23 protein-coding genes and 2 pseudogenes are annotated in these 21,947 nt (G+C 59.2%); 16 read left to right on the plus strand and 9 right to left on the minus strand.

All coding sequences use genetic code 11. The annotated features are described in order from the left end of the window. The first annotated feature begins 130 nt into the window (after positions 1–130). Positions 131–793: a response regulator transcription factor gene (locus tag XH90_RS09935; protein WP_194480883.1), complete on the plus strand. Its 663-nt coding sequence runs from the start codon at positions 131–133 to the stop codon at positions 791–793. A 228-nt stretch (positions 794–1,021) separates the two neighbouring features. Here XH90_RS09935 and XH90_RS09940 read toward each other — a convergent pair whose 3' ends face one another. Together XH90_RS09940 and XH90_RS09945 are read right to left on the minus strand one after the other, a co-directional pair. Then, the gene (locus XH90_RS09940; protein WP_194480884.1) at positions 1,022–1,822 is read right to left on the minus strand and encodes an SDR family oxidoreductase; all 801 of its coding nucleotides are present in this window, start codon (positions 1,820–1,822) and stop codon (positions 1,022–1,024) included. A 76-nt stretch (positions 1,823–1,898) separates the two neighbouring features. Then, on the minus strand, positions 1,899–2,555 hold the full coding sequence (locus XH90_RS09945; RefSeq protein ID WP_194480886.1) for a sensor histidine kinase: 657 nt from the start codon (positions 2,553–2,555) through the stop codon (positions 1,899–1,901). Between the two features lie 282 nt (positions 2,556–2,837). Between XH90_RS09945 and XH90_RS09950 the strand changes: the two genes are divergently transcribed. The 11 genes from XH90_RS09950 (at position 2,838) to XH90_RS10000 (ending at position 11,524) form a co-directional block, all read left to right on the plus strand. After that, on the plus strand, positions 2,838–3,773 hold the full coding sequence (locus tag XH90_RS09950) for an MBL fold metallo-hydrolase (RefSeq protein WP_194480888.1): 936 nt from the start codon (positions 2,838–2,840) through the stop codon (positions 3,771–3,773). 26 nt (positions 3,774–3,799) lie between these two features. After that, positions 3,800–4,786 (plus strand): alpha/beta fold hydrolase, encoded by a 987-nt coding sequence (locus XH90_RS09955; RefSeq protein ID WP_194480890.1) that lies wholly within the window; start codon positions 3,800–3,802, stop codon positions 4,784–4,786. A gap of 33 nt (positions 4,787–4,819) precedes the next feature. Further along, positions 4,820–5,656, plus strand: a complete 837-nt coding sequence (locus XH90_RS09960) for an alpha/beta fold hydrolase (protein ID WP_371748335.1) — start codon at positions 4,820–4,822, stop codon at positions 5,654–5,656. Positions 5,657–5,759: 103 nt separating this feature from the next. Beyond that, positions 5,760–6,728 carry an MBL fold metallo-hydrolase gene (locus tag XH90_RS09965; protein WP_194480893.1) on the plus strand — a complete coding sequence of 323 codons (969 nt, stop codon included), beginning with the start codon at positions 5,760–5,762 and terminating at the stop codon, positions 6,726–6,728. A 60-nt stretch (positions 6,729–6,788) separates the two neighbouring features. After that, a complete protein-coding gene (locus XH90_RS09970) occupies positions 6,789–7,826 on the plus strand; it encodes an alpha/beta fold hydrolase (RefSeq protein WP_194480895.1) in 1,038 nt (345 codons plus the stop codon). 125 nt (positions 7,827–7,951) lie between these two features. Continuing rightward, positions 7,952–8,398, plus strand: coding sequence for a cytochrome P460 family protein (locus XH90_RS09975; protein ID WP_246755859.1), 447 nt, complete (start codon positions 7,952–7,954; stop codon positions 8,396–8,398). Further along, positions 8,395–8,826, plus strand: a complete 432-nt coding sequence (locus XH90_RS38880; RefSeq protein ID WP_246755752.1) for a hypothetical protein — start codon at positions 8,395–8,397, stop codon at positions 8,824–8,826. The genes XH90_RS09975 and XH90_RS38880 overlap by 4 nt, the downstream gene beginning before the upstream one ends. After that, entirely contained in the window at positions 8,823–9,095 is a 273-nt protein-coding gene (locus XH90_RS09985) for a YidH family protein (protein WP_210348720.1), read from the plus strand. Before XH90_RS38880 ends, XH90_RS09985 begins: the two co-directional genes overlap by 4 nt. 183 nt (positions 9,096–9,278) lie before the next feature. Then, the gene (gene soxC, locus XH90_RS09990; protein WP_246755753.1) at positions 9,279–10,505 is read left to right on the plus strand and encodes a sulfite dehydrogenase; all 1,227 of its coding nucleotides are present in this window, start codon (positions 9,279–9,281) and stop codon (positions 10,503–10,505) included. Further along, positions 10,492–11,040 carry a c-type cytochrome gene (locus XH90_RS09995; RefSeq protein ID WP_194480897.1) on the plus strand — a complete coding sequence of 183 codons (549 nt, stop codon included), beginning with the start codon at positions 10,492–10,494 and terminating at the stop codon, positions 11,038–11,040. Before soxC ends, XH90_RS09995 begins: the two co-directional genes overlap by 14 nt. 79 nt (positions 11,041–11,119) lie before the next feature. Then, a complete protein-coding gene (locus XH90_RS10000; protein ID WP_371748336.1) occupies positions 11,120–11,524 on the plus strand; it encodes a DUF302 domain-containing protein in 405 nt (134 codons plus the stop codon). Positions 11,525–11,912: 388 nt separating this feature from the next. Here XH90_RS10000 and XH90_RS38890 read toward each other — a convergent pair. Continuing rightward, positions 11,913–12,467: pseudogene (locus XH90_RS38890) on the minus strand (SOS response-associated peptidase family protein); the annotation flags it as partial. 484 nt (positions 12,468–12,951) lie between these two features. On the opposite strand from XH90_RS38890, the gene XH90_RS10010 reads away from it, so the two are divergent. Both XH90_RS10010 and XH90_RS10015 read left to right on the plus strand, forming a co-directional pair. Beyond that, positions 12,952–13,674, plus strand: coding sequence for an EAL domain-containing protein (locus XH90_RS10010; RefSeq protein ID WP_371748337.1), 723 nt, complete (start codon positions 12,952–12,954; stop codon positions 13,672–13,674). A 212-nt stretch (positions 13,675–13,886) separates the two neighbouring features. After that, positions 13,887–14,306, plus strand: a complete 420-nt coding sequence (locus tag XH90_RS10015; RefSeq protein ID WP_194480903.1) for a BLUF domain-containing protein — start codon at positions 13,887–13,889, stop codon at positions 14,304–14,306. Between the two features lie 179 nt (positions 14,307–14,485). On the opposite strand, the pseudogene folE reads toward XH90_RS10015, so the two are convergent. The 5 genes and pseudogenes from folE to XH90_RS10040 all read right to left on the minus strand — a co-directional run bounded on the left by folE (position 14,486) and on the right by XH90_RS10040 (position 18,586). Continuing rightward, a pseudogene (gene folE, locus XH90_RS10020) lies at positions 14,486–15,048 on the minus strand (GTP cyclohydrolase I FolE). 113 nt (positions 15,049–15,161) lie between these two features. Continuing rightward, positions 15,162–16,694, minus strand: a complete 1,533-nt coding sequence (locus XH90_RS10025) for a cryptochrome/photolyase family protein (RefSeq protein WP_194480905.1) — start codon at positions 16,692–16,694, stop codon at positions 15,162–15,164. Between the two features lie 68 nt (positions 16,695–16,762). After that, a complete protein-coding gene (locus XH90_RS10030; RefSeq protein ID WP_194480907.1) occupies positions 16,763–17,407 on the minus strand; it encodes a ChrR family anti-sigma-E factor in 645 nt (214 codons plus the stop codon). Next, a complete protein-coding gene (locus XH90_RS10035) occupies positions 17,404–17,949 on the minus strand; it encodes a sigma-70 family RNA polymerase sigma factor (RefSeq protein ID WP_194480909.1) in 546 nt (181 codons plus the stop codon). Before XH90_RS10035 ends, XH90_RS10030 begins: the two co-directional genes overlap by 4 nt. Before the next feature lie 235 nt (positions 17,950–18,184). Beyond that, entirely contained in the window at positions 18,185–18,586 is a 402-nt protein-coding gene (locus XH90_RS10040) for a DUF2177 family protein (protein WP_128949197.1), read from the minus strand. A gap of 174 nt (positions 18,587–18,760) precedes the next feature. Between XH90_RS10040 and XH90_RS10045 the strand changes: the two genes are divergently transcribed. After that, positions 18,761–19,261, plus strand: a complete 501-nt coding sequence (locus tag XH90_RS10045) for a fasciclin domain-containing protein (RefSeq protein WP_246755860.1) — start codon at positions 18,761–18,763, stop codon at positions 19,259–19,261. Positions 19,262–19,364: 103 nt separating this feature from the next. On the opposite strand, the gene XH90_RS10050 is transcribed toward XH90_RS10045, so the two are convergent. After that, a complete protein-coding gene (locus XH90_RS10050) occupies positions 19,365–20,243 on the minus strand; it encodes a LysR family transcriptional regulator (protein WP_194480912.1) in 879 nt (292 codons plus the stop codon). A gap of 105 nt (positions 20,244–20,348) precedes the next feature. Between XH90_RS10050 and XH90_RS10055 the strand changes: the two genes are divergently transcribed. Then, on the plus strand, positions 20,349–21,935 hold the full coding sequence (locus XH90_RS10055) for an NADH-quinone oxidoreductase subunit L (protein WP_194480913.1): 1,587 nt from the start codon (positions 20,349–20,351) through the stop codon (positions 21,933–21,935). Positions 21,936–21,947 lie beyond the last annotated feature (12 nt).

Here is a 21,947-nt window from a genome sequence, read left to right on the forward strand (position 1 = left end):
GATCCAGATCGTTGCCCCACAAGCCCGTTGAACATCGTGTCTTTTGAAAAGCCAAGGCACGCGATCTGTGGCCTGATGAGCTAGGGACCACTTACTTGGTCAGCGGAATCAACGTTGATAGGGAAGAGACATGGCGATATCGAGCGCGGTCGATGCGGGCTCCTTATTTCCCCCCTTAAACCCGAAGGTGTTCGTCGTCGACGATGATCCGTCGGTTCGAGATTCTCTCGAAGGGCTGATCAGCGCGAGAGGCTGGGAAACGGAGACATTTGCCACTGCACAAGCGTTTCTCTCTCGCCCGCAGACCTTCGTTCCGAGCTGCTTGGTGCTGGATGTAAGCCTTCCGGGGCTCAGTGGACTGGAGCTCCAGAACCACTTGGTAAGCCAGGGGATCGGCATCCCTATCATCTTTATCACGGGCCACGGCGACGTGCCCATGACCGTTAAGGCGATGAAGGCCGGCGCGATGGAGTTTCTGACCAAGCCTTTCTGCCATGGCGAACTGTTCGGGGCGATCGAACTGGCGCTCGCGCGCAGCCATTCCGCGATGGGTGGCGACGCGGAGTTACGCGAATTGCATGAGCGCCATCGCTCGCTCAGCCGCCGCGAGCAGGAAGTTATGGCGCTGGTGGTAAAGGGCTCAATGAACAAGCAAGTGGGCTATGAACTCGGCATCAGTGAGATCACCGTTAAGGCTCATCGAGGCAAGATGATGCGGAAAATGAAAGCTCGATCCTTGGCCGAGTTGGTGATCATGGGCTCCAAGCTGCAGCAGAGAAGTCCGCTGAATTAGTCAATTGTCGAGAGAAACGCTCGTCCTTTCCGGCGGACGAGAACACGAGCTACGTAGCATCGGTCCGGCTGCCTGGATCATTTGGGCGGCCCCCGGTTATCAGCCTGAGCTCAGGTCTTGGTGGCAGCCGATGGTCATTCCGATGGGGACCGGGTCTGCCAATAACAAGGGACCGGACGACCATCAGAATCGACGGTCGTCACTCCCGGCGACCCTGCGGGCGATGCATCAGATCTGCGCAAAGCCTCCGTCCACAAAGAGCTCTACGCCATTGACGTAGCTGCTTTCCGACGAAGCTAGGAAGAGCACGGCGTTCGCAATCTCCTCCGGCGTTCCGACTCGGCCGAGAGGTGTCGCATCGGCTGCCGCCTTGATGAAGTTTGGCATCTCTTGCGGCGTCAGTCCGAGACCGTCATAGCCGGGCGTCGGCACCGTGCCCGGACTAACGACATTCACGCGGATTCGTCTTTTCTTGAGGTCCACGATCCAGCCTCGCGCCAACGCACGCAGTGCCGCCTTGCTCGCCGCATACACGCTGAACGCCGGCAGCCCCTTAACGCCGGTGATAGACGCGTTAAGGACGATCGACGAGCCATCCGGCATCAACGTGAGTGACTTCTGGACGGTGAAGAGAGTCCCCTTGACGTTGACGCCGAACGTCTTGTCGAAATGGCTCTCGCTGATGGAGCCGATCGGTGCGAACTCGCCGATGCCGGCGTTAGCAAAAAGGATGTCGAGCCTTCCCTTTTGGGAGCGTATCATCTCGATGGTGCGGTCTATATCTGGGATCTTCGAGATGTCCCCCTGGATCGCCATCGCATTGGGGCCGAGAGCGGCCGACGCGACGTCGAGCTCCTCCTGGCGCCGTCCTGTGATGAACACGAATGCTCCTTCGGCGACGAACAACTTCGCCGTCGCTAGGCCGATACCGCTGCTGCCGCCCGTCACCAGGGCGATTTTCCCGGCAAGCCTATTAGAGCCGGTCCGATCGTCTGCAGATGTCGGTGAGGTCGTCTTTTGGTGGTCCATGTTGCCTCCGCTGCGTCTGAGAGTTGAGAGGAAGAGACCCGAGACGGTCTCGCCAAGCCGTATGTTCAAACTGCCATTAATTGCACGTCACGACGACCGATGTTCCCTTTAATCCGGACCTGACAACCATTTCGCCGCCTAGCGCGTGCACCAGTTGTTTCAGAATCCTCGAGCCTGTGCCTCCCGCGGCGATGTGCATTCCCTGTCCGTCATCGGAAACGATGCACACCAGGGAGGTGCCCTCTTCGAAAATATTCACGCGAACCATGCCGCTGTCTCGCCAGCCGAACGCGTGGCGGGCGGCATTCGTCACGAGTTCGGCGACAACGAGCCCTAGTCTCTCGCAACGCCCGGCCGGCATCTCGCCTACTGCCGAGATGAGCTCGCACCTAACGCCCATCGGCCTCAGCAGCGCCTCGGACAAGGCCCTGCACAATTGCTCCATGTAGTCTGAAAGCGAGATCTTCCCTTGCATGCCACCGACGACGAGGGATCTGTGCAGCATTCCGAACGCCGCGATCCTTGCTTCGCATCGCTCGAACGAGCGCCGCGTCTCGGCCGAGATTGAACTCGCGAACTCGCGCCGAAGTGCAAAGGCGAGGACTGTCAGAGTGTTGGCAAATCGATGATTGGTCTCCCGTAGGAGCATCAGTTCGTCGTGGTTCGGCGGCAAAGCAAGATTTTGCTTGGCGGTGCTAATTTCCAAATCCCTGAACATCGCATTCTCCGACAAGGCTGCCTCCTTCAAAAGGCTTCCAGTTGATCGGTTGAGGAAATACCACGCCGATCGACCCGCTCTGTCACAACTGCCGCACGAATGATCTCAAATCTATAGCACGATGGTATCGGCGAAGCGTTTTCGTCGCCGCTCTCGTTTTTCGCAATCGAACGACATCCACCAATCCGAAGGTATCACCGACACCTTCGTGTAATGGATCGTCGACGGACGTCGGACCATCTTCGCATCGTTGGTCACGCAATCGCAGCAACCGAGAATGCGAGTTGGAGATCGTCGATGAGCCTTTCCGTGCAAAACCTCGATCGCTCTAAGGGAGCAGAATCTTTGCGAGGATCGAAGGCGCCTTGCGAAGTTATCCCAGAGACGTCGTCGGCGCCGTACTTTGCGTTCGAGCACCGTGGCTTCGAGATCAGCATCATCAGCGACGGATATCTTGAGATCCCAGAAGAGATTTTTACTCCCGAGGTCGCGCCGAGGCAGCGAAGCGAGGTCCTCGCACGCATGGAAACTGTGGGACGCACTGTTCACGCGCCGGCAAATATACCCGTGCTGCGCTATCGGGATGAGCTGATCCTGTTCGATGTCGGTGGTGGCGACAAATATCAAGCGACCGACGGAAGGTTCTTTCAAAATTTGCAGGCAGCCGGCTTCGATCCAGCCGCCGTGACGAAAGTTGTTGTGACCCATGCGCATCCGGACCACACGGGCGCCACTCTCGCCTGCGACGGCTCGCTGACGTTTCCGAACGCGACCTACTTCGTTGGCGCTGCGGAATGGGACTACTGGATGGATCCGGAGTTTTTTAGCAAAGCTCCGGAGGCGATCCACGACTTCGGCAGGGGCGCGCAACGCGATCTGGGCGCGGTGCGGAACCGGACGGTAATGATCAAGCCAGGTGACGATGTGATCGCCGGCATCAGGGCAATCGACACCGCCGGCCACACGCCGGGCCACCTCTCGTTCGAAATCGCCGGGGACGGCGGCCTCATCATCGCAGTCGACGCAGCGACCAGCGAGATCGTCGCCGTCGAGCATCCCGATTGGCACTTCGGTTACGACAGCTTTCCGGAATTAGCCGTCAGGAGCCGACGACGGCTGCTCGATAGGGCTTCCACCGACAAGACCAAACTCTTGGGATTTCACTGGACCTATCCGGGAGTGGGATTCGTCGAACCCCGTGGCAACGCTTACCGCTTTGTCCCAGTCGCGTGAAGCTGCGCCAAACAGGAGTATCTGAAATGACACATCCAAAGAGCAGAGTGATCGGGTCGAGACTTGCATCCCGTCGCAGCGTCCTGATCGGAGGAATTGCAGGCGCGTCGGCGTTGGCGTTGCTTGGACCTGCGCCGCTCACAGCTCGGTCGCGAGAGAGTAGCGCGCTGGACCGTCATGCGGGCCGCACCATCAAGACGAGAGACGGCACCGAGATCTTCTATAAGGATTGGGGCAAGGGTCCTACCATCGTTTTCAGCCATGGCTGGCCGCTTAATGCGGACGCATGGGACGACCAGATGTTCTTCATGGCCTCGCATGGTTTTCGTTGTATCGCGTACGACCGCCGCGGACATGGCCGATCGGGTCAACCGTGGGACGGAAACGACTACGACACTTTCGCCAGCGACCTGGCCGATCTCATCGAGACGCTGCGCCTCGAGCAAGTCACTCTGGTCGGCCACTCGGCAGGCGGGGGCGACATCGCACGCTACGTCGGCCGCTTCGGAACCAATCGTATAGCGAACGTGGTGCTGGTATCTGCCATCCCGCCCCTGATGTTGAAAACAGCCGCCAATCCAGGTGGCGTTCCGATCGAGGTGTTTGACAACATCCGAAAGGCGGTGGCCACCGACCGCGCACAATTCTACCGGGATCTCGGCGACGGGCCCTTCTATGGAGCCAACAGATCCGGATCAAAGGTCTCGCAAGGGATCAGGGATGCGTTCTGGCTGAGCTGTATGCAGGTCGGATTGCGCGCGTCGTACGAGGGAATCAAGGCTTTCTCGGAGACCGACTTCACGACCGACTTGCAGCGGTTCGACGTTCCGACGCTCATTGTTCATGGCGAAGACGATCAGAACGTTCCGATCGCCAATTCAGCTCTGCTCTCATCGAAGATGATCCGAAAGGCGAGCCTGAAGATCTATCCGGGCGCGCCGCACGGGCTGACGCTCACACATAAGGATCAGTTCAACAGCGATCTCCTCGGTTTCATGAAGGACGTGAGCTGACCGAGCGCCGACCACCCCCGCAACGCTACTCAAATGAGGACCAAGACAATGAGCACGATTACGACCAAAGACGGCACGACGATCTACTACAAGGACTGGGGCAAGGGCCAACCGATCACCTTCTCGCACGGATGGCCGCTCAACGCGGATGCGTGGGACGATCAAAAGCTTTTCCTGGCTTCCCACGGATTTCGCTGCATCGCTCACGACCGCCGGGGGCATGGCCGCTCGGGACAATCGTGGGAGGGCAACAATCTCGACACCTACGCCGATGATCTGGCCGAACTCATGAAAGCGCTTGATCTCAAGCAGACCGTCATGGTCGGCCACTCGACCGGAGGCGGTGAAGTGACGCGATATATCGGTCGTCATGGGACCGAGCGCGTTGCCAAGGCCGTGCTGGTGTCCGCTATTCCGCCATTGATGCTCAAGACGCCGGCAAATCCTGGAGGACTTCCAATCGAGGTGTTCGACCAGATCCGCGCCGGAGTGAAGGGGGACCGATCGCAGTATTACCAGGACCTTAGCCTTCCGTTCTACGGTGCAAACCGCTCCGATTCGAAGGTGTCGCGAGGCATCAAAGACAGTTTCTGGCTGTGGTCGATGCAAGCCGGAGAAAAGGGCGCCTACGACTGCATCAAGGCCTTCTCGGAAACGGATCTCACGGCCGACCTCAAGAAGATCGATGTCCCGACCTTGGTGCTGCATGGCGATGACGATCAGATCGTTCCCATCGCGGACTCGGCGCTGTTGTCCTCGAAGCTCATCAAGGAGGCGACTCTGAAGGTCTACCCAGGCGCGCCCCATGGGCTCTTCGCCACGCACAAGGATCAGCTCAACAGCGATCTCCTTGCCTTCATCCGCGGCTGAACCGCTCGATCAGGAAGCGGCGGGCGTAACCTTCCTGCCGCAAAAGATCGGGGCTTGAGGTCAATGCAAACTCGACACCGAGAATAGCGAAGTGAGGACGGCTATGGAACAGCGAACTCAGACGACGATGTCGCGCCGCGGGTTTTGCCTATGTTGCTTGGGCGGTGCCGCGATGGCAGCGGGCGGATGGTTGACGCCTCGGCAAGCGTTTGCCGAGGCCCGGGGGATCGTCAGCCTTATCAAGGACAGCGCGGCGACGTCGCCGATCTCGATCCACAAGGTGCGCGGCAATATCAGTGTGCTCGAGGGATCCGGCGGGAACATTGCCGTGCTCACCGGCCGGGATGGCAAATTGCTGATCGACGCCGGGATCGGCGTGTCACGACCGCAATTGACCAAGGCGCTCTCGGCCGTCGGCGACGAACCAATCACGCATTTGGTCAACTCGCATTGGCATTTCGACCACACTGATGGGAATGCCTGGTTGAACGAGAGCGGCGCCGTCATTCTTGCTCACGAAAACACGCGCAAGCATCTCTCCGAGCTCCAGCGTGTCGAAGATTGGGACTACAACTTTCTTCCGCTGCCAGAGGGCGGGGTTCCAACGGAAGTCTTCGCGACCGAGAAGACCCTGAAGCTCAACGGCGCCTCCATCTTATTGAAATATTACGGCGCGGCGCACACCGACAGCGACATCTCCATCACGTTCGGTGAAGCGAATGTTATGCATGTTGCCGATACCTTCTGGAGCGGCATCTATCCATTCATCGATTATTCGACCGGCGGCAGCATCGACGGGATGATCGCCGCATCGGATGCCAATCTTGCGGCGGCGGCCAAGGACACGATCATCATCACGGGCCACGGCAGACCCATCAGCAATCGTGCCGAGCTGCAGGAATGGCGCGACATGCTTGTCGCGATCCGCGACGCGGTCGCTAGGCTCAAGAAGAAGGGAATGTCCCGCGACGAAGTTGTCGAGGCGAAGCCAACGGCCGCTTACGACGAGCGTTACGGCCAGTTTCTTATCGATCCAGGGTTCTTCACGCGGCTCGTCTACCACGGAGTCTAGTCCGTCGGTTGGCGAAATCTATCGACGCTCTTCCACAACGCTAACAACATGGAGGTTAAAATGCAGAGCTTTAAGGCCAGCTACAAGTTCTCCCCACTCAAGGCGGGGTGCCTATTTTTGGGAGCGGCACTCGCGCTCGGTGCGATGTCTCGCGAGGCGAAATCGGCGGAGTCCGCTCGCGGGGCGCCTGCGATCGCGTCCGCAAGCAGCGTCACGCACTATCGGACCAAAGAGGTCGACGGCGTGAAGATCTTCTACCGCGAAACCGGTCCAAAGGACGCTCCGGTGCTCCTCCTGCTGCACGGCTTTCCGACGTCCTCCCACATGTTTCGCAACCTGATGCCGGCGCTTGCCGATCGCTACCATGTCATCGCGCCTGACTACCCCGGCTACGGACAGAGCGAGTCGCCGGACCGCGCTAAGTTCAACTATACGTTCGACCGCTACGGTGAGCTCGTCGACGGGCTGCTCGATCAACTCGGCGTCGCCAAGTACGCAATGTACGTCATGGACTACGGCGCGCCCGTCGGCTGGCGGCTGGCGCTCAAGCATCCCGAGCGGATCAGTGGCCTGATCGTACAGAACGGCAACGCATACAACGAAGGCCTCAAGGAGTTCTGGGATCCAATCAAGGCCTACTGGTCCGATCATTCGGACGCCCATCGGAAGGCATTGTACTCCCTCGTCTCGCCGGAGACGACGATCTTCCAGTACACCGACGGCGTGTCGGATACCAGCCGCGTCTCTCCGGACAACTGGATTCACGACCAGGCCTTGCTGGACCGTCCCGGCAATGCGGAGATCCAGATGGACCTCTTCTACGACTACCGCACCAATGTCCCGCTCTATCCCGCGGTGCAGGCTTACTTTCGCAAGTACCAACCGCCAACGCTCATTGTCTGGGGCAAGAACGACAAGATCTTTCCTGCCGACGGCGCGTATCCTTACAAGCGCGACCTTCCCGAGGTCGAGTTTCATCTAATCGACACCGGTCATTTCGTGCTCGAAGACAAGGCTGACGAGGTGGTGCCGCTGATCCGCGACTTCCTCAAGCGCAAGGTCGGTACCGAAACGAAGCGGAAAGTTGCCGTGCAGTGACAAGCCTCGGCCCGGGCTTCTCGCCCGGGCCGTCCGGCGTTTCGCGAAAATTGACCTCACGTTTTGAAGGGCCGAAGTCGATGAAAAGGAGTCTCTGCTTTCTCCTGCTGGCAGCATCCGTGGCGATGCCGTCCACGGCGGGTCACGCGGACGGAGAGGGCTCTCCGATCTTCGGCGTCACGATCCCTGAAAATTATCGCCAATGGGAGATGATCGCGCCTTCGCAAGAAGACGGCAGCTTCAACGAACTCCGCGCGATCCTCGGAAATGCAATCTCCGTCAAGGCATATCGAGAGGGGACGCTTCCATTTCCGGACGGGGCGATATTGGTCAAGCTCGCTTGGAAGCGAGTGCCCTCCCCGGAGTTTGGTGGAGCGTTCGTGCCGGGCCATGCGACGACGGTCCAGATCATGGTCAAAGATTCGAAAAGATACGCCTTCACGGGAGGATGGGGCTTTGGCCGGTTCGTGGACGGCCAGCCGGTGGACAGAGCTCAGCATGAGACCTGCTTCGGCTGCCACCAAGCTAACGTCAAAGAGCACGACTTCGTCTTCACGAGGTTAGCGCCATGACACCCGCGAACTCCGAAGAAAAAATAATGACCCCGGAAAACCAGACCAACTCGCACGACGGATCCAGCCCGGGAGCGATGACAGCCGGCAGCTGGACGATATTGATTGTGCTCCTGCTGCTGCTTGCAGCCACGCTGTGGATCGCAGTCCTCGGGTGGTCGTCAGGAAGCGGAGCCGACGTTCCTGCTTCCGGGTATGATGCGCTCGCGCTCGGGGTCCTGTTCTCCTTAGCTGTCGGTCTCGGCCTCATGGGACTTGTCTTCTACAGCAGCCGCGGAGGGTACGACGAACCGCCCTCACTGCTGCCGGCCGAAAAGCCAGACGAGAACGAGAGCGTCGGACCAGAAATGGGCGCCATGACCGCAGTACTCAGCGTCACCACGGCAAGCGCCATGAGAAAGCAGTCGGCAGCCAAGGAGAGGGAATGATCATGGTCCCGGCGTACAGCGATCATTCGGCCAACGAGCGAACCTTCCTCGCGTGGGTTCGCACCGGAATCGCCATCATGTCATTCGGCATCGTGCCGGAAAAATTCAATCTGTTCATTCGGACGCTGGCGATTTCCGAAACCACCGACGCCCTGCGCAAAGCGCAACTGGAGCGAATATCCAGTCATCTGGGTCCCGACGAGAGCATCGCCCTCATCGCCGGGGGGGGGGGCGCTGATAGCGATACAGACGCTGCGCTTCGCACTTAACAGCCGTCTCCTGGACGACACAGAAGCGCATGTCTTGAGCGGTGTTCGCGCGGGTTCCGTCGTTTCGTCGCTGCTCATTCTGCTCGTCGTGGCCATCGCTACCTACCAGGTCTTCAACTGATCCGCTGACGAAAAAAATTTATCGACCTTGATGGAGAGGCAGCCGAAGATTTAAGAGACGAGGTGCTTTCGCGCCGATGGTTCTTGACGGCTACAGCGGGGGCTGCCGGGGCAGCAATCGCTAGTACCGCCTCGGCTGAAACTTTGGCCGACGTGCCCGATCGCGGGCCCGGCGCGGATCTGAGCGCGCATAGCGAACGCTCCCGTTTCGCCAAGCTCGACCGTATTCCGGAGTCCACGCCAGGTAAGCGGAACATCGATCCCAGCGATGCCATCAACTCCAAAACGCCCCACCAGAAACTAGTCGGCAACATCACGCCGACTGATCTGCATTATGAGCGCAGTCATTCCGGCGTGCCCGACATTGATCCCTCGCAGCACCGTTTGCTCATTCATGGCATGGTCGGCAAGCCTCTGATGTTCAGCGTCGACGATCTCAAGCGCATGCCCTCGGTCACGCGCATCGTCTTCATCGAATGCACCGGCAATGGTTGGGAAAACTGGAAGAAGGCGGATCCTGACGTGACCGTGCAGAACACTCACGGTCTTGTCAGTACCAACGAATGGACTGGCGTGCCGCTGAAATTCCTGGTCGATCTCGTCGCCAAGGACAAGGGAGCCAACTGGATGCTGGCGGAGGGCGGCGACGGCGCTGGAGTCGACCGCAGCATTCCGCTGACCGACGAAATCATGGAGGAGGCGTTCGTCGCCTACGGGCAGAATGGCGAACCGCTGCGCCCTGCGCACGGATTTCCATTGCGTCTGCTGATGCCGGGCTTCGAGGGCAATCTCAACATCAAATGGCTGCGCCGCCTCAAGTTCGGCACCGCGCCGTGGATGACGCGCTGGGAGACCGCGCGCTACACGCAATTGCTCGCGAGCGGCAAGGCACGGCAATTCCAGCTGCGGATGGACACCAACTCCGTCATCACCCAGCCTTCGGGGATGATGCAGATCCAGCCGGGCTACATCAACATCTCCGGTCTCGCCTGGAGCGGGCACGGCAAGATCGCCAAGGTCGAGATCTCGACCGACGGCACCAAGACCTGGAAGCAGGCGCAACTGAGCCTGCCGGTATTGGCCAAGGCGCAGGTGCGATTCCAGATGGACTGGATGTGGGACGGCAAGCCGACCACGATCGTCAGCCGCTCGACCGACGAGCAAGGCAATGTTCAGCCGGACCGGAAATCCTTCATCGCCGCGATGGGGACCAACGCGCTGTTTCACTACAACGCCCAGCAGACCTGGAGCATCGACGGAGCCGGGAGGGTTCGCAATGTCCTCGCATAGCAAGCTGCTTCCCGCAGGCATCTTCATTGTGGGACTGCTCGCAGCCCCAGCCTTTGCCGTTGATTTCGGACGTCCGGCGACGCCTGATGAGATCAAGCTGTGGGACATCGATGTCGGTCCCGACGGCAAGGGCCTGCCCGATGGCAGCGGCACCGTCGCACAGGGCAAGCAGGTGTTTTCAGACTATTGCTCTGCCTGCCATGGCGAGAATGGCCAGGGCGGAATCAAGGATCGCCTTGCCGGCGGACAGGGCACGCTCGCCTCCAACATGCCGGTCAAAACCGTGGGCAGCTTCTGGCCCTATGCGACGACATTGTTCGACTACATCCATCGCGCGATGCCGTATCCGACGCCGGGCTCGCTCAGTACCGATGAGACCTACGCCGTCACCGCCTACATCCTCAGCCTCAACGGCATCGTTCCGGCAGACGGCAAGGTCGACAAGGAGTCCTTGCCGAAAATCAGGATGCCCAATCGCGACGGCTTTGTTCCGGATCCGGAATTCGATCCGGCGAAGCTGTTTCACAAGAAGTGAGCGCGTGCGCGTGAAGCTGTCGAGATTGATCGGGATGGTCGCGCTGATAGCCGCGACATGTTTATGGGAGACCCAAGTTATGGCCGCGGACGGACTCATCACCATCAAGAGCAAGTTTGGACCTGAAGACACGATGAAGCGGCTTGAGGCCGAGGTGAAGGCCAGGGGCCTCACCGTATTCGCTCACATTGATCACGCCGCGGGTGCGGCCGCTGTCGATCTGAAGCTGCGGCCAACGGATCTGCTCATCTTCGGAAATGCCAAGGGTGGTGCGCCGTTGATGCAACAGGCGCAGACGGCCGGCATCGACTTGCCATTGAAAGCGCTGGTCTGGCAGGACGAGCAGGGCGCGACCTGGCTGTCCTACAACGATCCGGCCTTTCTCGCACAACGTCACGGCGCCGGTGAGCCGGCCAGGCCAGTCGTCGCGGCGCTGACCGGCGCGTTGCATGCGATCGCGACCAAGGTGACCTCAAAGCCCTGATCAGGGACGTTCCGATGCCCGTGTCGTATTTAACACGCAGCCGTGACCGACACCGACTTCGCGCAATTCGCGATGGCTCCGTCTGAAGACACTCCGCGAGAAGGTTCCTGCCTGGCCATTTCGAACCCCCGGTCGCGGGCGCGCGTGTCGGCCCGGTCCTGCAGCCAACCGTGCTATTCGCATTCGCGGATGGCGCCGGCTTCACGCAGCACGGAAATAGCTCATCCACGAAGGGCCCTTATAGTGGGCCGTCGTTCTCTCTTCATCGGCATCGCGTTGGCTTCTGCCGGGCGAATCCGTTCGGTTCTGCGCGGTTAGCACGGAGCAGGGATTCGCAATCGGCAGGGCTACGCCTTGTCCACCTGATTCGCACTGTCTGTGCAAAACGCTACGCTTCTGGCGCGGGGTCTTCCTTCTCGCCGGTCGTAACGATCCTCAGGGTACCGTCCGGAAGCGGTCGCTGCAGCGCTTTGGCTCGATCCCACGTCGCTCGCATCCAGACATCGTGCGCCTCGGCCGTGGTCAGGATCGTCGGCATAGCCTTTGGGTGCACGCGCTTCACCTCGGGGTTGGGTTCGCAGGTCAGGAACCCGAAGACGTCGATGGTGACCTCGCCTTCCTTCACCTTGCGAGCGCTCGTCCAGTTCGTTCAGATGCCGGCGAAGGCGACGAGGGGACGAGGTTCATCACGAGCGGATTACACCGGGGCCTTGCAGTTTTGGAAGCGATGTAAGGGCACGAGGCAGCGATTGCCAGGCCCTAGCCAGCGCTTCCAGTGGCTGCTGCTTGTGCTGCGGATATTCGTGGTGCCGCTATCCGGCTCTATCCGCAGAAACTCCTTGAAATCTAAGGTCTTGCCGTTGGCCTCGAGCTTTTGCGCGCGTCCTTTAGTCGCGTTTATCACGGCCTTCGACGACGAAGGCATTCCCCATTGTGAATAAGCGCCGAAGTTGGACCCCATAGTTTACAATATGACCCCACGCTCGATATAATTTCGGTGATCGTCCAAAGGTTTCGCCATTGCTTGCCGGGCTCTAACCTTCGACGCCGGGCAAGGGGTCAATCAGCGCGTAGAATGACACTCCTGGGCCGCAAGACCCGAAAGCCTTTACCTTGAAAGTTGAAAGAGTAGAGGCGAACTCGGCGGTTAAGCCGCGGGGTCGCCTATCCCTGATGTTTAGCCCACAGCACCGCGAAGGTGCCCGCTTCCAGCAGGTGACCAGACCAGGTTCTTACTGGGCGACAGCAGCCGAACTCGCCCTAAAGTCTTCTTAACATAGGTTAGGCCAGTTGCGTCCGGTCAGCGGAACGTCCTTAACGGCCGAGCAATCATTGCATTCTAGCTTTCGCGCAAAGTGAAAGAAAGTACGACTATGAACACGTGCGCGGGTTGCCGTCTCAGCGAGAGCTTGCCTTTCAAATTCAAAATGGCTTTTCAACCGATCGTCGATCTTTCGGCGGTTGAGGTCTGGGGATACGAAGCGCTCGTTAGGGGCGAAAATGGGGAGTCAGCCCATACCGTCCTCGCACAGGTGAACGACGAGACCCGGTACAGCTTCGACCAAGCGGCCCGTGTCACGGCAATTGAAGCCGCAGGGCCACTCTTCGCGGGCAGGGACATGCGGCTGTCCATCAACTTCATGCCGAACGCAGTATACGAGCCCAAAGCGTGCATCCAAAAGTCGCTTGCCGCCGCGAAGCGCGTGGAATTTCCACATCGTAATCTCATGTTCGAGTTCACCGAGAACGAGCGGATGGTGGATCCGGCCCACGTTGCAAGGATCGTGGAAGCATATCGCAAGTTCGGCTTCTGGACGGCACTCGATGATTTCGGGGCAGGATACGCCGGGCTCGGTCTCTTGGCCCGATTGCAGCCCGATCTGATCAAGATCGACATGGAACTGATCCGCGACATACATGCCAGCCAAGCCAAGCAAACAGTTGTCGCTGGCATCGTGAATATCGCGCGCGAGCTTGACGTCCGCGTTCTCGCCGAAGGCATCGAGAACGAAGCCGAACTCGGCGTGTTGAGAGCGGCTGGCATCAATCTGTTTCAGGGCTATTACTTCGCAAAGCCAGGATTCATGACGTTGCCGCAAGTTGCTTTCATTGCGGAGAAGCCGATTGAAGCAGCTTTGGCAGCACGATGACGAATCAGCTCATTAGCTGCCCCGCCATTCAATCTCGTCGGCTGTTCGTTCGATATTGAACTAGGCTCATCCGTCCAAGGCGGGTGGCTCGGCTCGATACTCTCCCTTCAGAGCAGCGTATCGGCAGAGTGAATACGGCATTATCGACCAGCCCGTTGCTCTCGAGTGCGACTCGCAGTCAGCCAGACGTTCTAAGAGGTGAACGAGGTACCATGCTGTTTCGGTTGGTCTACCACAGTCGCAACTTGCTACGTCGGAAGGCCGTAGCCGCTGGCAGCGGGCTGATGAGCATTGCGAAGGCCGCAGAACAAAACAATCTTCAATTAGGGATATCCGGCGCCCTTCTATTCGACAAGGACACTTTTGCGCAAGTGCTCGAAGGAGACAGAACAAAGGTCACGCAACTTTTCATCAGGATATGCAGCGATAGCCGACATACCGACATTAGTATCGTCGAGGCAAAGTCGGTCACCGACCGCAGGTTCGCCGATTGGGCTATGGCGCTTATTGCGAATCCTGCTGCGTCGCCTGTCGGACCGAACTACATTTCCGGCGATGCGGTGGTCGAGATGATGTTCGAGCAGATTCAGAATTCGGATGCTCCGCTGAGGGTTGCTGTTCCTGTCTGGTGAGGACGCTGGGCAGCTGGCAACCTTACACGAAGAGTTCAAGTCGCTTTTGAGAATGCGGGTGTGGATGCGCGGTTGCCGCACTTTTTTACGGCCGGCTACTCGGATCGATCTGCTTTTATAGCTCGCCTCGACCGTTGACCGCTCGTGAGCATTACGTGAGTTTTCACAAGGCCCGTAGGCTAGGGCTTCAGATGGGCCGACACCATTGCCAGAAATTCTTGGCGCAGGATCGGATCATCCTTGAAGCAGCCGATCATTTTGCTATAGTCGATAGATCCACGCCGTGCTTTTGTACGCCGCGTCCGCTGATGCAGTGATGCTCGGCTTTCACGAACACAGCCACGCCTTTCGGCTCGAGTTCGGATTAGATCGCATTCGCGATCTCGGTCGTAAACCTCTCTTGTATCTGCAGGCGCCTCGAATACCCGTCCACCACCCGCGCGAGTTTGGAAATGCCTACGACGCGCTGCGCCGGTACGTATCCTACCCATGCGCGCCCGACAATCGGTGCCATATGATGTTCGCAATGGCTACGGAAAGGAATGTTTCTGAGCAGAACCATATCGTCGTAACCACCAGTCTCGGCGAATGTCGTTCGAAGATGCTCGGTCGGGTCTTCGAAATAGGTCCGATACGCTTCGACGACCCGCCGTGGCGTGTCTACGAGTCCTTCTCTTTCGGGATATTCCCCGATCCAGCGTAGAATCACCCTGAATGCCTCCTCGGCATCTTCCCTGGACATGACCTTTCCAGCCGTGGACGGCGAAACGTTTGAAAAATCTTGCAACTTTTGACCTCTTATCTAAGGAAACGTCGCGTAAGTCGCTGTGGATCACAGTCTGGAAAATGCGTGAACTAAGGCGGTTCTAATGCCAGCGCGTCGGCGCGCCGTCTGATCGCCCGGATTTCATCCGGATCCTTCCTATCCAGGTTCGTATATTGATTTCGCATGCGGCCGTTTGAAGAAAACCGCTGGCGGTGCTTCGCAAGAAAACTCCAGTAGAGGGTGGTGAAGGGACAGGCGTCCTCTCCGATCGATTTCTTTGGATCGAAACGGCAACCTTTGCAGTGATTGCTCATCCGATTGATGTAGGCGCCGGACGCCGCGTACGGCTTGGTTGCAATGACGCCGCCGTCACCATATTGGCTCATACCGAGCGTGTTCGGTAGCGACACCCAGTCGATCGCGTCCCAGAACATCGACATGTGCCAACGGTGGACCTCGTAGGGAGCTACACCGATCAGCATTGCGAATAGCCCTAGTACCATAAGCCTCTCGATGTGGTGGGCGTATGCATGGTCGATGGTGTGCGTGATGGCATCGGCGAGGCACCGCATGTCGGTCTCAGCGGTCCAGTAAAAGCCTGGCATCCGAAGGTGCGCGTCCAGCGCGTTTTCTTCGGCATAATGCGGCATGCGCTGCCAGTAGATGCCCCGGACGTATTCTCTCCATCCGAGGATCTGACGAACGAAACCTTCCAAGGCATTCAGGGGGGCCTCTTCGCTCCTCAGTGCGGCTTTGATCACCTCAGTGGGCGAAAGGATATGGAGGTTGAGGGGACCCGACAGTCGGGAATGATAGAGGAAGGGTTCTCCGTTCTGCATGGCATCCTGGTAGGTGCCGAACAATGGCAACCGTCGGGATACGAAATCCTCCAGGTGTTCGAGCGCTTGGGCGCGAGACACGGGAAGATCGATATTTTCCAGCCTTCCCGGACTGCTGGCGAAACGTCGTGAAACAAGATCACGCACCTCCGCGCTGATCGGGTCCATTTTCGAGGCGCGTTTCGGAGGAATAGTTGGCGCGTCTTTCCCCAGCGGCTTCCTGTTTTGATCGTCGTAGTTCCATGCCGAGCCGACGGGCTTTCCGGCTTTGTCCATGAGAAGCCCGGTTTTTTTCCTCATGAAGCGGTAGAACGTTTCCAGAATGTGTCGTGGGTGGTCGCGCGTGAACGCCGCGAACTCGTCTCGTGAGCAGAAGAAATGCCGATCGCTCCTGATCTCGGGCGGTTGCGGGAGGCGTCTCAATTTTTCGGCAACCCGCCAGTCTCCGGGCTCGATCGCAATTGTTCGTTCCGGCTTGAGCAGTCTTTGCGCTCGGCCGATTTCGGTCTCGAAGCTACCTGAATTTTCGGGATGGTCGATGGCCACGTAGTGCACGCGCCGGCCTCGCGCGGTCATATCCTGCCGAAAGTGGCGCATCGAAGCAAAGAAGTAGGCGATGCGAAGCTTGTGTTGAGTGATGTAAGCCGCTTCCTCCAGCACCTCCATTTGGAGGATGACGTCGACTTCAGGGTCGAAGCCGTCGAACGCAGCTGAGTTTCCGTCCAGTTGGTCACCCAAGACGATGACCAGATTTCTTGTCTTCAGCTGCGTGGGCTCCGGCATACGGATATCCTGAACTTCGTTCCTTCACGACCTCCAGGGCGCTCCCTGAACGATGACGCTCGAGCTCGTCAGAGCCTGATGAATGGAGAAACAAGGCGACCGATCCATCCGTTGCCCTTCAAGCTGCCGGACATCGCCACGAAGCATAGACAGGGCTCCTCGGTGCCCACGATAGGCTGATGGTTCACGTCATCATCGCCGTAATCGAAGTCGCCCGGGCCGTAATGGCCGCTCTCATGCGCGAAGCTGCCCTTCAGGACGCAGGTCAATTCTGTTCCCGAATGCGTGTGACCTAACATCTTGGCACCAGGAGCAGACCACAGCAGAAATGCCCGCGATTGGTCGGAACTAGGCAAAATGAGTGGTTGCATGCTCACTCCAGGCGCCACCCGACGCTTCTTGCCGAAGCGGCAGTTGCGGAGGACATCCGGAAGATCCGAGGCGGCTGGCGGCATCGATTCCGTCGTGCCAGACATTGAGATGGGCTTAGCGTCGACTTTATCAAGAACAACCGAAAGCGCGTCGGCTCGCAGGGAGACAGGAGCTGCTTGTTCGATGGCCGAGCCTCCGAGCCGCTCCAGGGCTCCAACCAATCGACGACAGCTTCGGCATTGCGCGACGTGAACCGCCAGGGCGAGCCGATCAGCCTCTTCAAGCGGGCCAGACACAAAGCCAGCCAGAAGATGTTCCGGAGGATGATGTTTGATGGTCATTTCTGTTCGTCCAGTAGCTCTCTCAATCTTTTCATGGCGAGGCGAATGCGCGATTTGACCGTTCCCAATGGGATGCCCAACGAAGAGGCGATTTCGCCGTGCGGTCTCTCCTCAATAAACGAGAGCCGGACCACCGTGGATTGCTCCTCCGACAGGCGGGCCAACGCTTTTGCGATGCGCGTAACATCTTCACTCTGGGCCCGTATCGCTTCCGGGGAGGCTACGGTCTCGACCTCGTAGGCTGTTTCCGGCGATTGCAACGCCCGATCATGGCGTAGAGCCCGCCGGGCGATATCAATGCGCTGATTGCGCGCGATCGTGAAGATCCAAGCTGCTACACCGGCAGTGGTCGGATCGAACTCTCCCGCCTTGCGCCAGACAGCAACGAAGGTGGATTGCGCTATATCTTCAGCGGTCTCCGGGTCGCTTCCCGTCTTTATGAGAAAGCCCTTCACGCGCGGAGCGAAATGCTCGAATAGCCGTGCAAAAGCGTCACGATCTCCATGGCTTGCGACACGCGAAATCAAATCAATCCAGTCCACCGTTGCCTTCAGCCTTTCACCTTTGAGGCGATGCCTTATACCTGGGCTAGAGCATGCCCCGAAAGGTTCTTTTGGTTGAAGCCTTGCAGCCCGAGAGATCACGATGGATATGCTTCTTGGAGACGGGACACCAAAAGAAACGACCTGACCGTCAGTTTGGATCACCACGAACTAGCGGATTGGTTTGGAATGCGATCGTTAGTTCACCCAGCTGCCGCGATCGTCCTGGTTGAGCTCACACCAAAAACTGTCGAGCTGCGAGATACCCGCAATAAGCGCTACCTGCGCCCAACAACCCGCCCCACGCGATATCGACGATTGACAGAGTCGTCGTCCAGTTGCGAAGGACCGCCTGATTTGTGAGGTCATAGGTCGCATAGGTGAAAAAGCCAAAAAGCAAACCGAGCCACGCAGCCCTACCGCTGGAAGCAGCGGCGTGTGCTGGTAAAACGGCAAGCGCGATGAGCCCGAGCGGGTACAGAAGGTAGAAGACGAGAGCCGGCCAAAAGTTCGGCTCGCTCCGCGCTATGTCGCCTATCGTCGCGAGATAGAAGCGTTGGCCCATGAGCTTGAGCCAGACCGCATCGACCGCAACGAATGGAATAGCTACGGCCAGATAGAGCGCAACGTAGGACATGCGAACCCGCACAGTTTGATCGGTGTAAGAACGTCGGAAGCTTTCGTCCGGATCACTGGATCGCGCGGTGATCCAAAGCGACGTGCACGTCGTTCCCTACCGGTAAATCAACTCACCCGGAGGACGACAATGAACTTCAAGCGCATCGCGACTTCGCTCGCCGTGTCGGCCGTGATGGTCAACTTTATCCCGCTTGCCATCGCCAAGGAGAAGACCGTGATGGTCGGCGGCGCTGCCATGTATCCGACGAAGAACATCGTCGAGAACGCCGTCAAGTCAAAGGACCACACCACCTTGGTCGCTGCCGTCAAGGCAGCCGGCCTGGTCGATACGCTGCAGGGACCTGGACCATATACCGTTTTCGCGCCGACCAATGCTGCGTTCGGCAAGCTTCCAAAGGGAGCCCTCGCGACCCTGGTCAAGCCGGAAAATAAGCAGACGCTGACCAAGATCCTGACGTACCACGTCGTGCCGGGACGCCTGACTGCTGACCAATTGATGGACGGTCAAAAGTTGATCACCGTGGAAGGCGAGCCGCTGACAGTCAAAAAATCAGGCGGAAAGGTAATGATCGTAGACGCGAAAGGTGGTGCTGCGACCGTGACAATTGCCGATGTGCTACAGTCGAATGGCGTCATCCACGTCGTCAACCAGGTGCTGATGCCTTCGAGCTAATGCGCTGTGCTATTGCCGCGAGCGCCTTTCTGGGGCGTTACGCGGCCGTAGCAAATAGCAAGCCGGGCGAGGGCGTTTTGCAGCAGTGCGATTGGGAGAAACCTTATTTCTTTCGACTACCCGTCAATTCCGAGACGAGAGGATTAGGATAGCGGCGCTGCTGGCTGATGGCATAGAATTGCTCCGCTAGTTCGTTTAGCCGCGCCCGCTCGACGAGCAGGCCCGAACGAAGCTCGTCAATCACGACGATCGAGGGGACGAGAGCGAGATGGCCGCTTTCGCGGGCCATCAGGCGTAGCATAGCCATGTCGTCGACTTCCGCAGCGATTATCGGTCTGATGCCTCGGCGGCCGACCAGCGCATCGAAGGCCGAGCGAAGTGCGTTGCCCCGGCCCGGTAGGACTAGCGGAAAATGTGCGAGGTCCTGCGGAAACCTAAGCCGGGCGGGCTTCGGCGGCTTTCGGCCGACGATGCTGACTCGCTGCTCGTCAATGAGCGTATTCTCGAAGCTGCTGCGTGCATCGGGCGGTGCCGGGTGGTTGGCGAGAACGACATCGAGCTTGTGCGCATCGAGTGACTGGAGCAGATCGTCGAAAAGTCCGGTGTGGATGACGAGCTCGACATCAATGCGGCTTATCAGTGGCCGCAGAAATGCGATCTGGAAGTTGCGCGACAAAGTCGCTGCAGCCCCGACCCGCAGCAGCTGACGTCCGGGCCGCAGGCCCGACAACGTCTCGATCAATTCATGGCCTGACTTGAAGACGCTGCCGGCGTAGTCGAGCGCGATGCGACCCGCTTCGGTGAGTTGCAGAGAGCGTCCGACACGCTCGAATAGCTGTTGGCCCAGCTGCTCTTCGAGCGCCTTGAGCTGTACCGATAGCGACGACGGCGAAACATTGAGCCGCTGCGCCGCGCGGCTCATGCTTCCCTCGGTGGCGATTATCCAGAAATAGCGCAGATGGTGGTAGTTCAAGTGAGGCATGTAATCGTTCTATTTGAAATAACGATTACGTTCAATAATTGAATTTTTCTCAAATAAGCAGATGCGCTACGTACTCGGTCACTGGACCAAACCCGCCGAGGTGCCATGATCAAGCTGCTTCCTTGCATTGCCGTGCTTGCTCCGATCACGCTGTGTGCAGCAAGCATTCTCCCATTCCGCGGCAACGCCCGTGATTTCGTCCGCGTCGCGATCTCGGCTGCCGCGGTTGCGCTCGTTTCCGCCATTGCCGCGGTCCTCGCGGTCGCAGTTTACGGGGCCGGCCGATCGCCGCTGCTCGGTGGTCACGGGCTCGGGCTTTCCGTCCATGTCGATGCGCTCGCCGCGATCCTCTGCGTGCTGGTCGGCTTCATCGGCTTCGTCGTCGTCAAGTACAGCCGCAACTATCTCGATGGCGATCCGGGCCAGCGCAGGTTCACGCGGTATCTGCTGCTGACGCTCGCCTCGGTTCTGACGCTCTTGATATCAGGCAATCTGCTGTTCCTGCTTGCGGCCTGGATCGCGACCAGCCTCTCGCTCGGCAGGCTGCTGCTCTTCTACCACACGCGGCCGCCCGCGATCCGCGCCCACCGCAAGAAGCTTGTCGCCAGTCGCCTCGGCGACGGCTGCCTCGCGGGAGCCATCGCGCTGCTCTATTTTCAGTTCGGTACGCTCGAGATCCCAGATCTTGCCGCCCGGGCGCGCAGCAGCGTGGATGTCGTGTCACCCGCAATCACCGCGGCGGCGCTCCTCATCGTGGTGACCGCCATGCTCAAATCCGCTCAGCTGCCGCTGCATGGCTGGCTGATCGAAGTGATGGAGACCCCGACCCCGGTGTCGGCACTGCTGCATGCCGGTATCATCAACGCCGGTGGCTTCCTCGTCCTGCGGCTCGGCGATGTGCTGCTGCTGGCGACGCCGGCCCTCAACGTTCTGGCCGTCGTCGGCGGTGTCACGGCGCTGTTCGGCTCGCTGGTGATGCTGACGCAGACGTCGGTCAAGGTCCAGTTGGCCTACTCAACCGTGGCCCAGATGGGTTTCATGCTGCTGCAATGCGGGCTCGGCGCCTTCTCCGCCGCGCTCCTGCACATCGTCGCCCATTCCCTCTACAAGGCACACGCCTTCCTGTCATCGGGCAGCATCATCGACCTGGCACGCGCGTCGTGGACGCCCAGCCCCGGTGGCCAGCCGCACCCGGCGAGGCTGATCCTCGCGCTCGCGGGCGTGATCGGATTGACGATGCTGATCGGCTGGGGGATCGGCATGACGTTACGCAGCAATCCGGCGCAGATCGCGCTGGGATCCGTGCTGCTGATGGGGCTCGTACACCTCATGGCCAATGCGATCGACGAGCGGCCCAACGCCTTCGTCGTTGCGCGCGGCATAGTCACGGCGGCGGGTGTCGCCGCGCTCTACTTTGTACTGCAAGCTGCGGCGGCGTGGCTGGCCGCCAGCAGCGTCCCGGTCGGACGTCCGGTCTGCGGCACTGCTCCGATGCTGATCGCCGCGCTGGTGGTGATCTCCTTTGCGGCGGTGACGGTGTTTCAGAACCAGATGATGCGCCGCGCCGACGCACCTTTCTGGATCGCAGCTTACGTGCATCTGCGCAACGGCTTCTATCTGAACACGTTGGCGAACCGGCTGGTGCTGACGTTGTGGCCGCGCACGTCGCACAAACTCACGTCCAACCCCTGACGCCGAGATCAC

This window comes from Bradyrhizobium sp. CCBAU 53338 (assembly GCF_015291665.1).
Lineage (GTDB): Bacteria > Pseudomonadota > Alphaproteobacteria > Rhizobiales > Xanthobacteraceae > Bradyrhizobium.

Coding starts and splice junctions, on each gene's coding strand:
- XH90_RS09995 (WP_194480897.1), top strand. CDS start 10,492: ATGTCCTCGCATAGCAAGCTGCTTCCCGCAGGCATCTTCATTGTGGGA.
- XH90_RS09985 (WP_210348720.1), top strand. CDS start 8,823: ATGATCATGGTCCCGGCGTACAGCGATCATTCGGCCAACGAGCGAACC.
- XH90_RS10015 (WP_194480903.1), top strand. CDS start 13,887: ATGCTGTTTCGGTTGGTCTACCACAGTCGCAACTTGCTACGTCGGAAG.
- XH90_RS10030 (WP_194480907.1), bottom strand. CDS start 17,407: ATGACCATCAAACATCATCCTCCGGAACATCTTCTGGCTGGCTTTGTG.
- XH90_RS09940 (WP_194480884.1), bottom strand. CDS start 1,822: ATGGACCACCAAAAGACGACCTCACCGACATCTGCAGACGATCGGACC.
- XH90_RS09970 (WP_194480895.1), top strand. CDS start 6,789: ATGCAGAGCTTTAAGGCCAGCTACAAGTTCTCCCCACTCAAGGCGGGG.
- XH90_RS38880 (WP_246755752.1), top strand. CDS start 8,395: ATGACACCCGCGAACTCCGAAGAAAAAATAATGACCCCGGAAAACCAG.
- XH90_RS10010 (WP_371748337.1), top strand. CDS start 12,952: ATGGCTTTTCAACCGATCGTCGATCTTTCGGCGGTTGAGGTCTGGGGA.
- XH90_RS10040 (WP_128949197.1), bottom strand. CDS start 18,586: ATGTCCTACGTTGCGCTCTATCTGGCCGTAGCTATTCCATTCGTTGCG.
- XH90_RS09965 (WP_194480893.1), top strand. CDS start 5,760: ATGGAACAGCGAACTCAGACGACGATGTCGCGCCGCGGGTTTTGCCTA.
- XH90_RS10045 (WP_246755860.1), top strand. CDS start 18,761: ATGGTCAACTTTATCCCGCTTGCCATCGCCAAGGAGAAGACCGTGATG.
- XH90_RS09955 (WP_194480890.1), top strand. CDS start 3,800: ATGACACATCCAAAGAGCAGAGTGATCGGGTCGAGACTTGCATCCCGT.
- XH90_RS09950 (WP_194480888.1), top strand. CDS start 2,838: ATGAGCCTTTCCGTGCAAAACCTCGATCGCTCTAAGGGAGCAGAATCT.
- XH90_RS10055 (WP_194480913.1), top strand. CDS start 20,349: ATGATCAAGCTGCTTCCTTGCATTGCCGTGCTTGCTCCGATCACGCTG.
- XH90_RS10000 (WP_371748336.1), top strand. CDS start 11,120: ATGGCCGCGGACGGACTCATCACCATCAAGAGCAAGTTTGGACCTGAA.
- XH90_RS10050 (WP_194480912.1), bottom strand. CDS start 20,243: ATGCCTCACTTGAACTACCACCATCTGCGCTATTTCTGGATAATCGCC.
- XH90_RS09960 (WP_371748335.1), top strand. CDS start 4,820: ATGAGGACCAAGACAATGAGCACGATTACGACCAAAGACGGCACGACG.
- XH90_RS09935 (WP_194480883.1), top strand. CDS start 131: ATGGCGATATCGAGCGCGGTCGATGCGGGCTCCTTATTTCCCCCCTTA.
- XH90_RS09975 (WP_246755859.1), top strand. CDS start 7,952: ATGCCGTCCACGGCGGGTCACGCGGACGGAGAGGGCTCTCCGATCTTC.
- XH90_RS10025 (WP_194480905.1), bottom strand. CDS start 16,694: ATGCCGGAGCCCACGCAGCTGAAGACAAGAAATCTGGTCATCGTCTTG.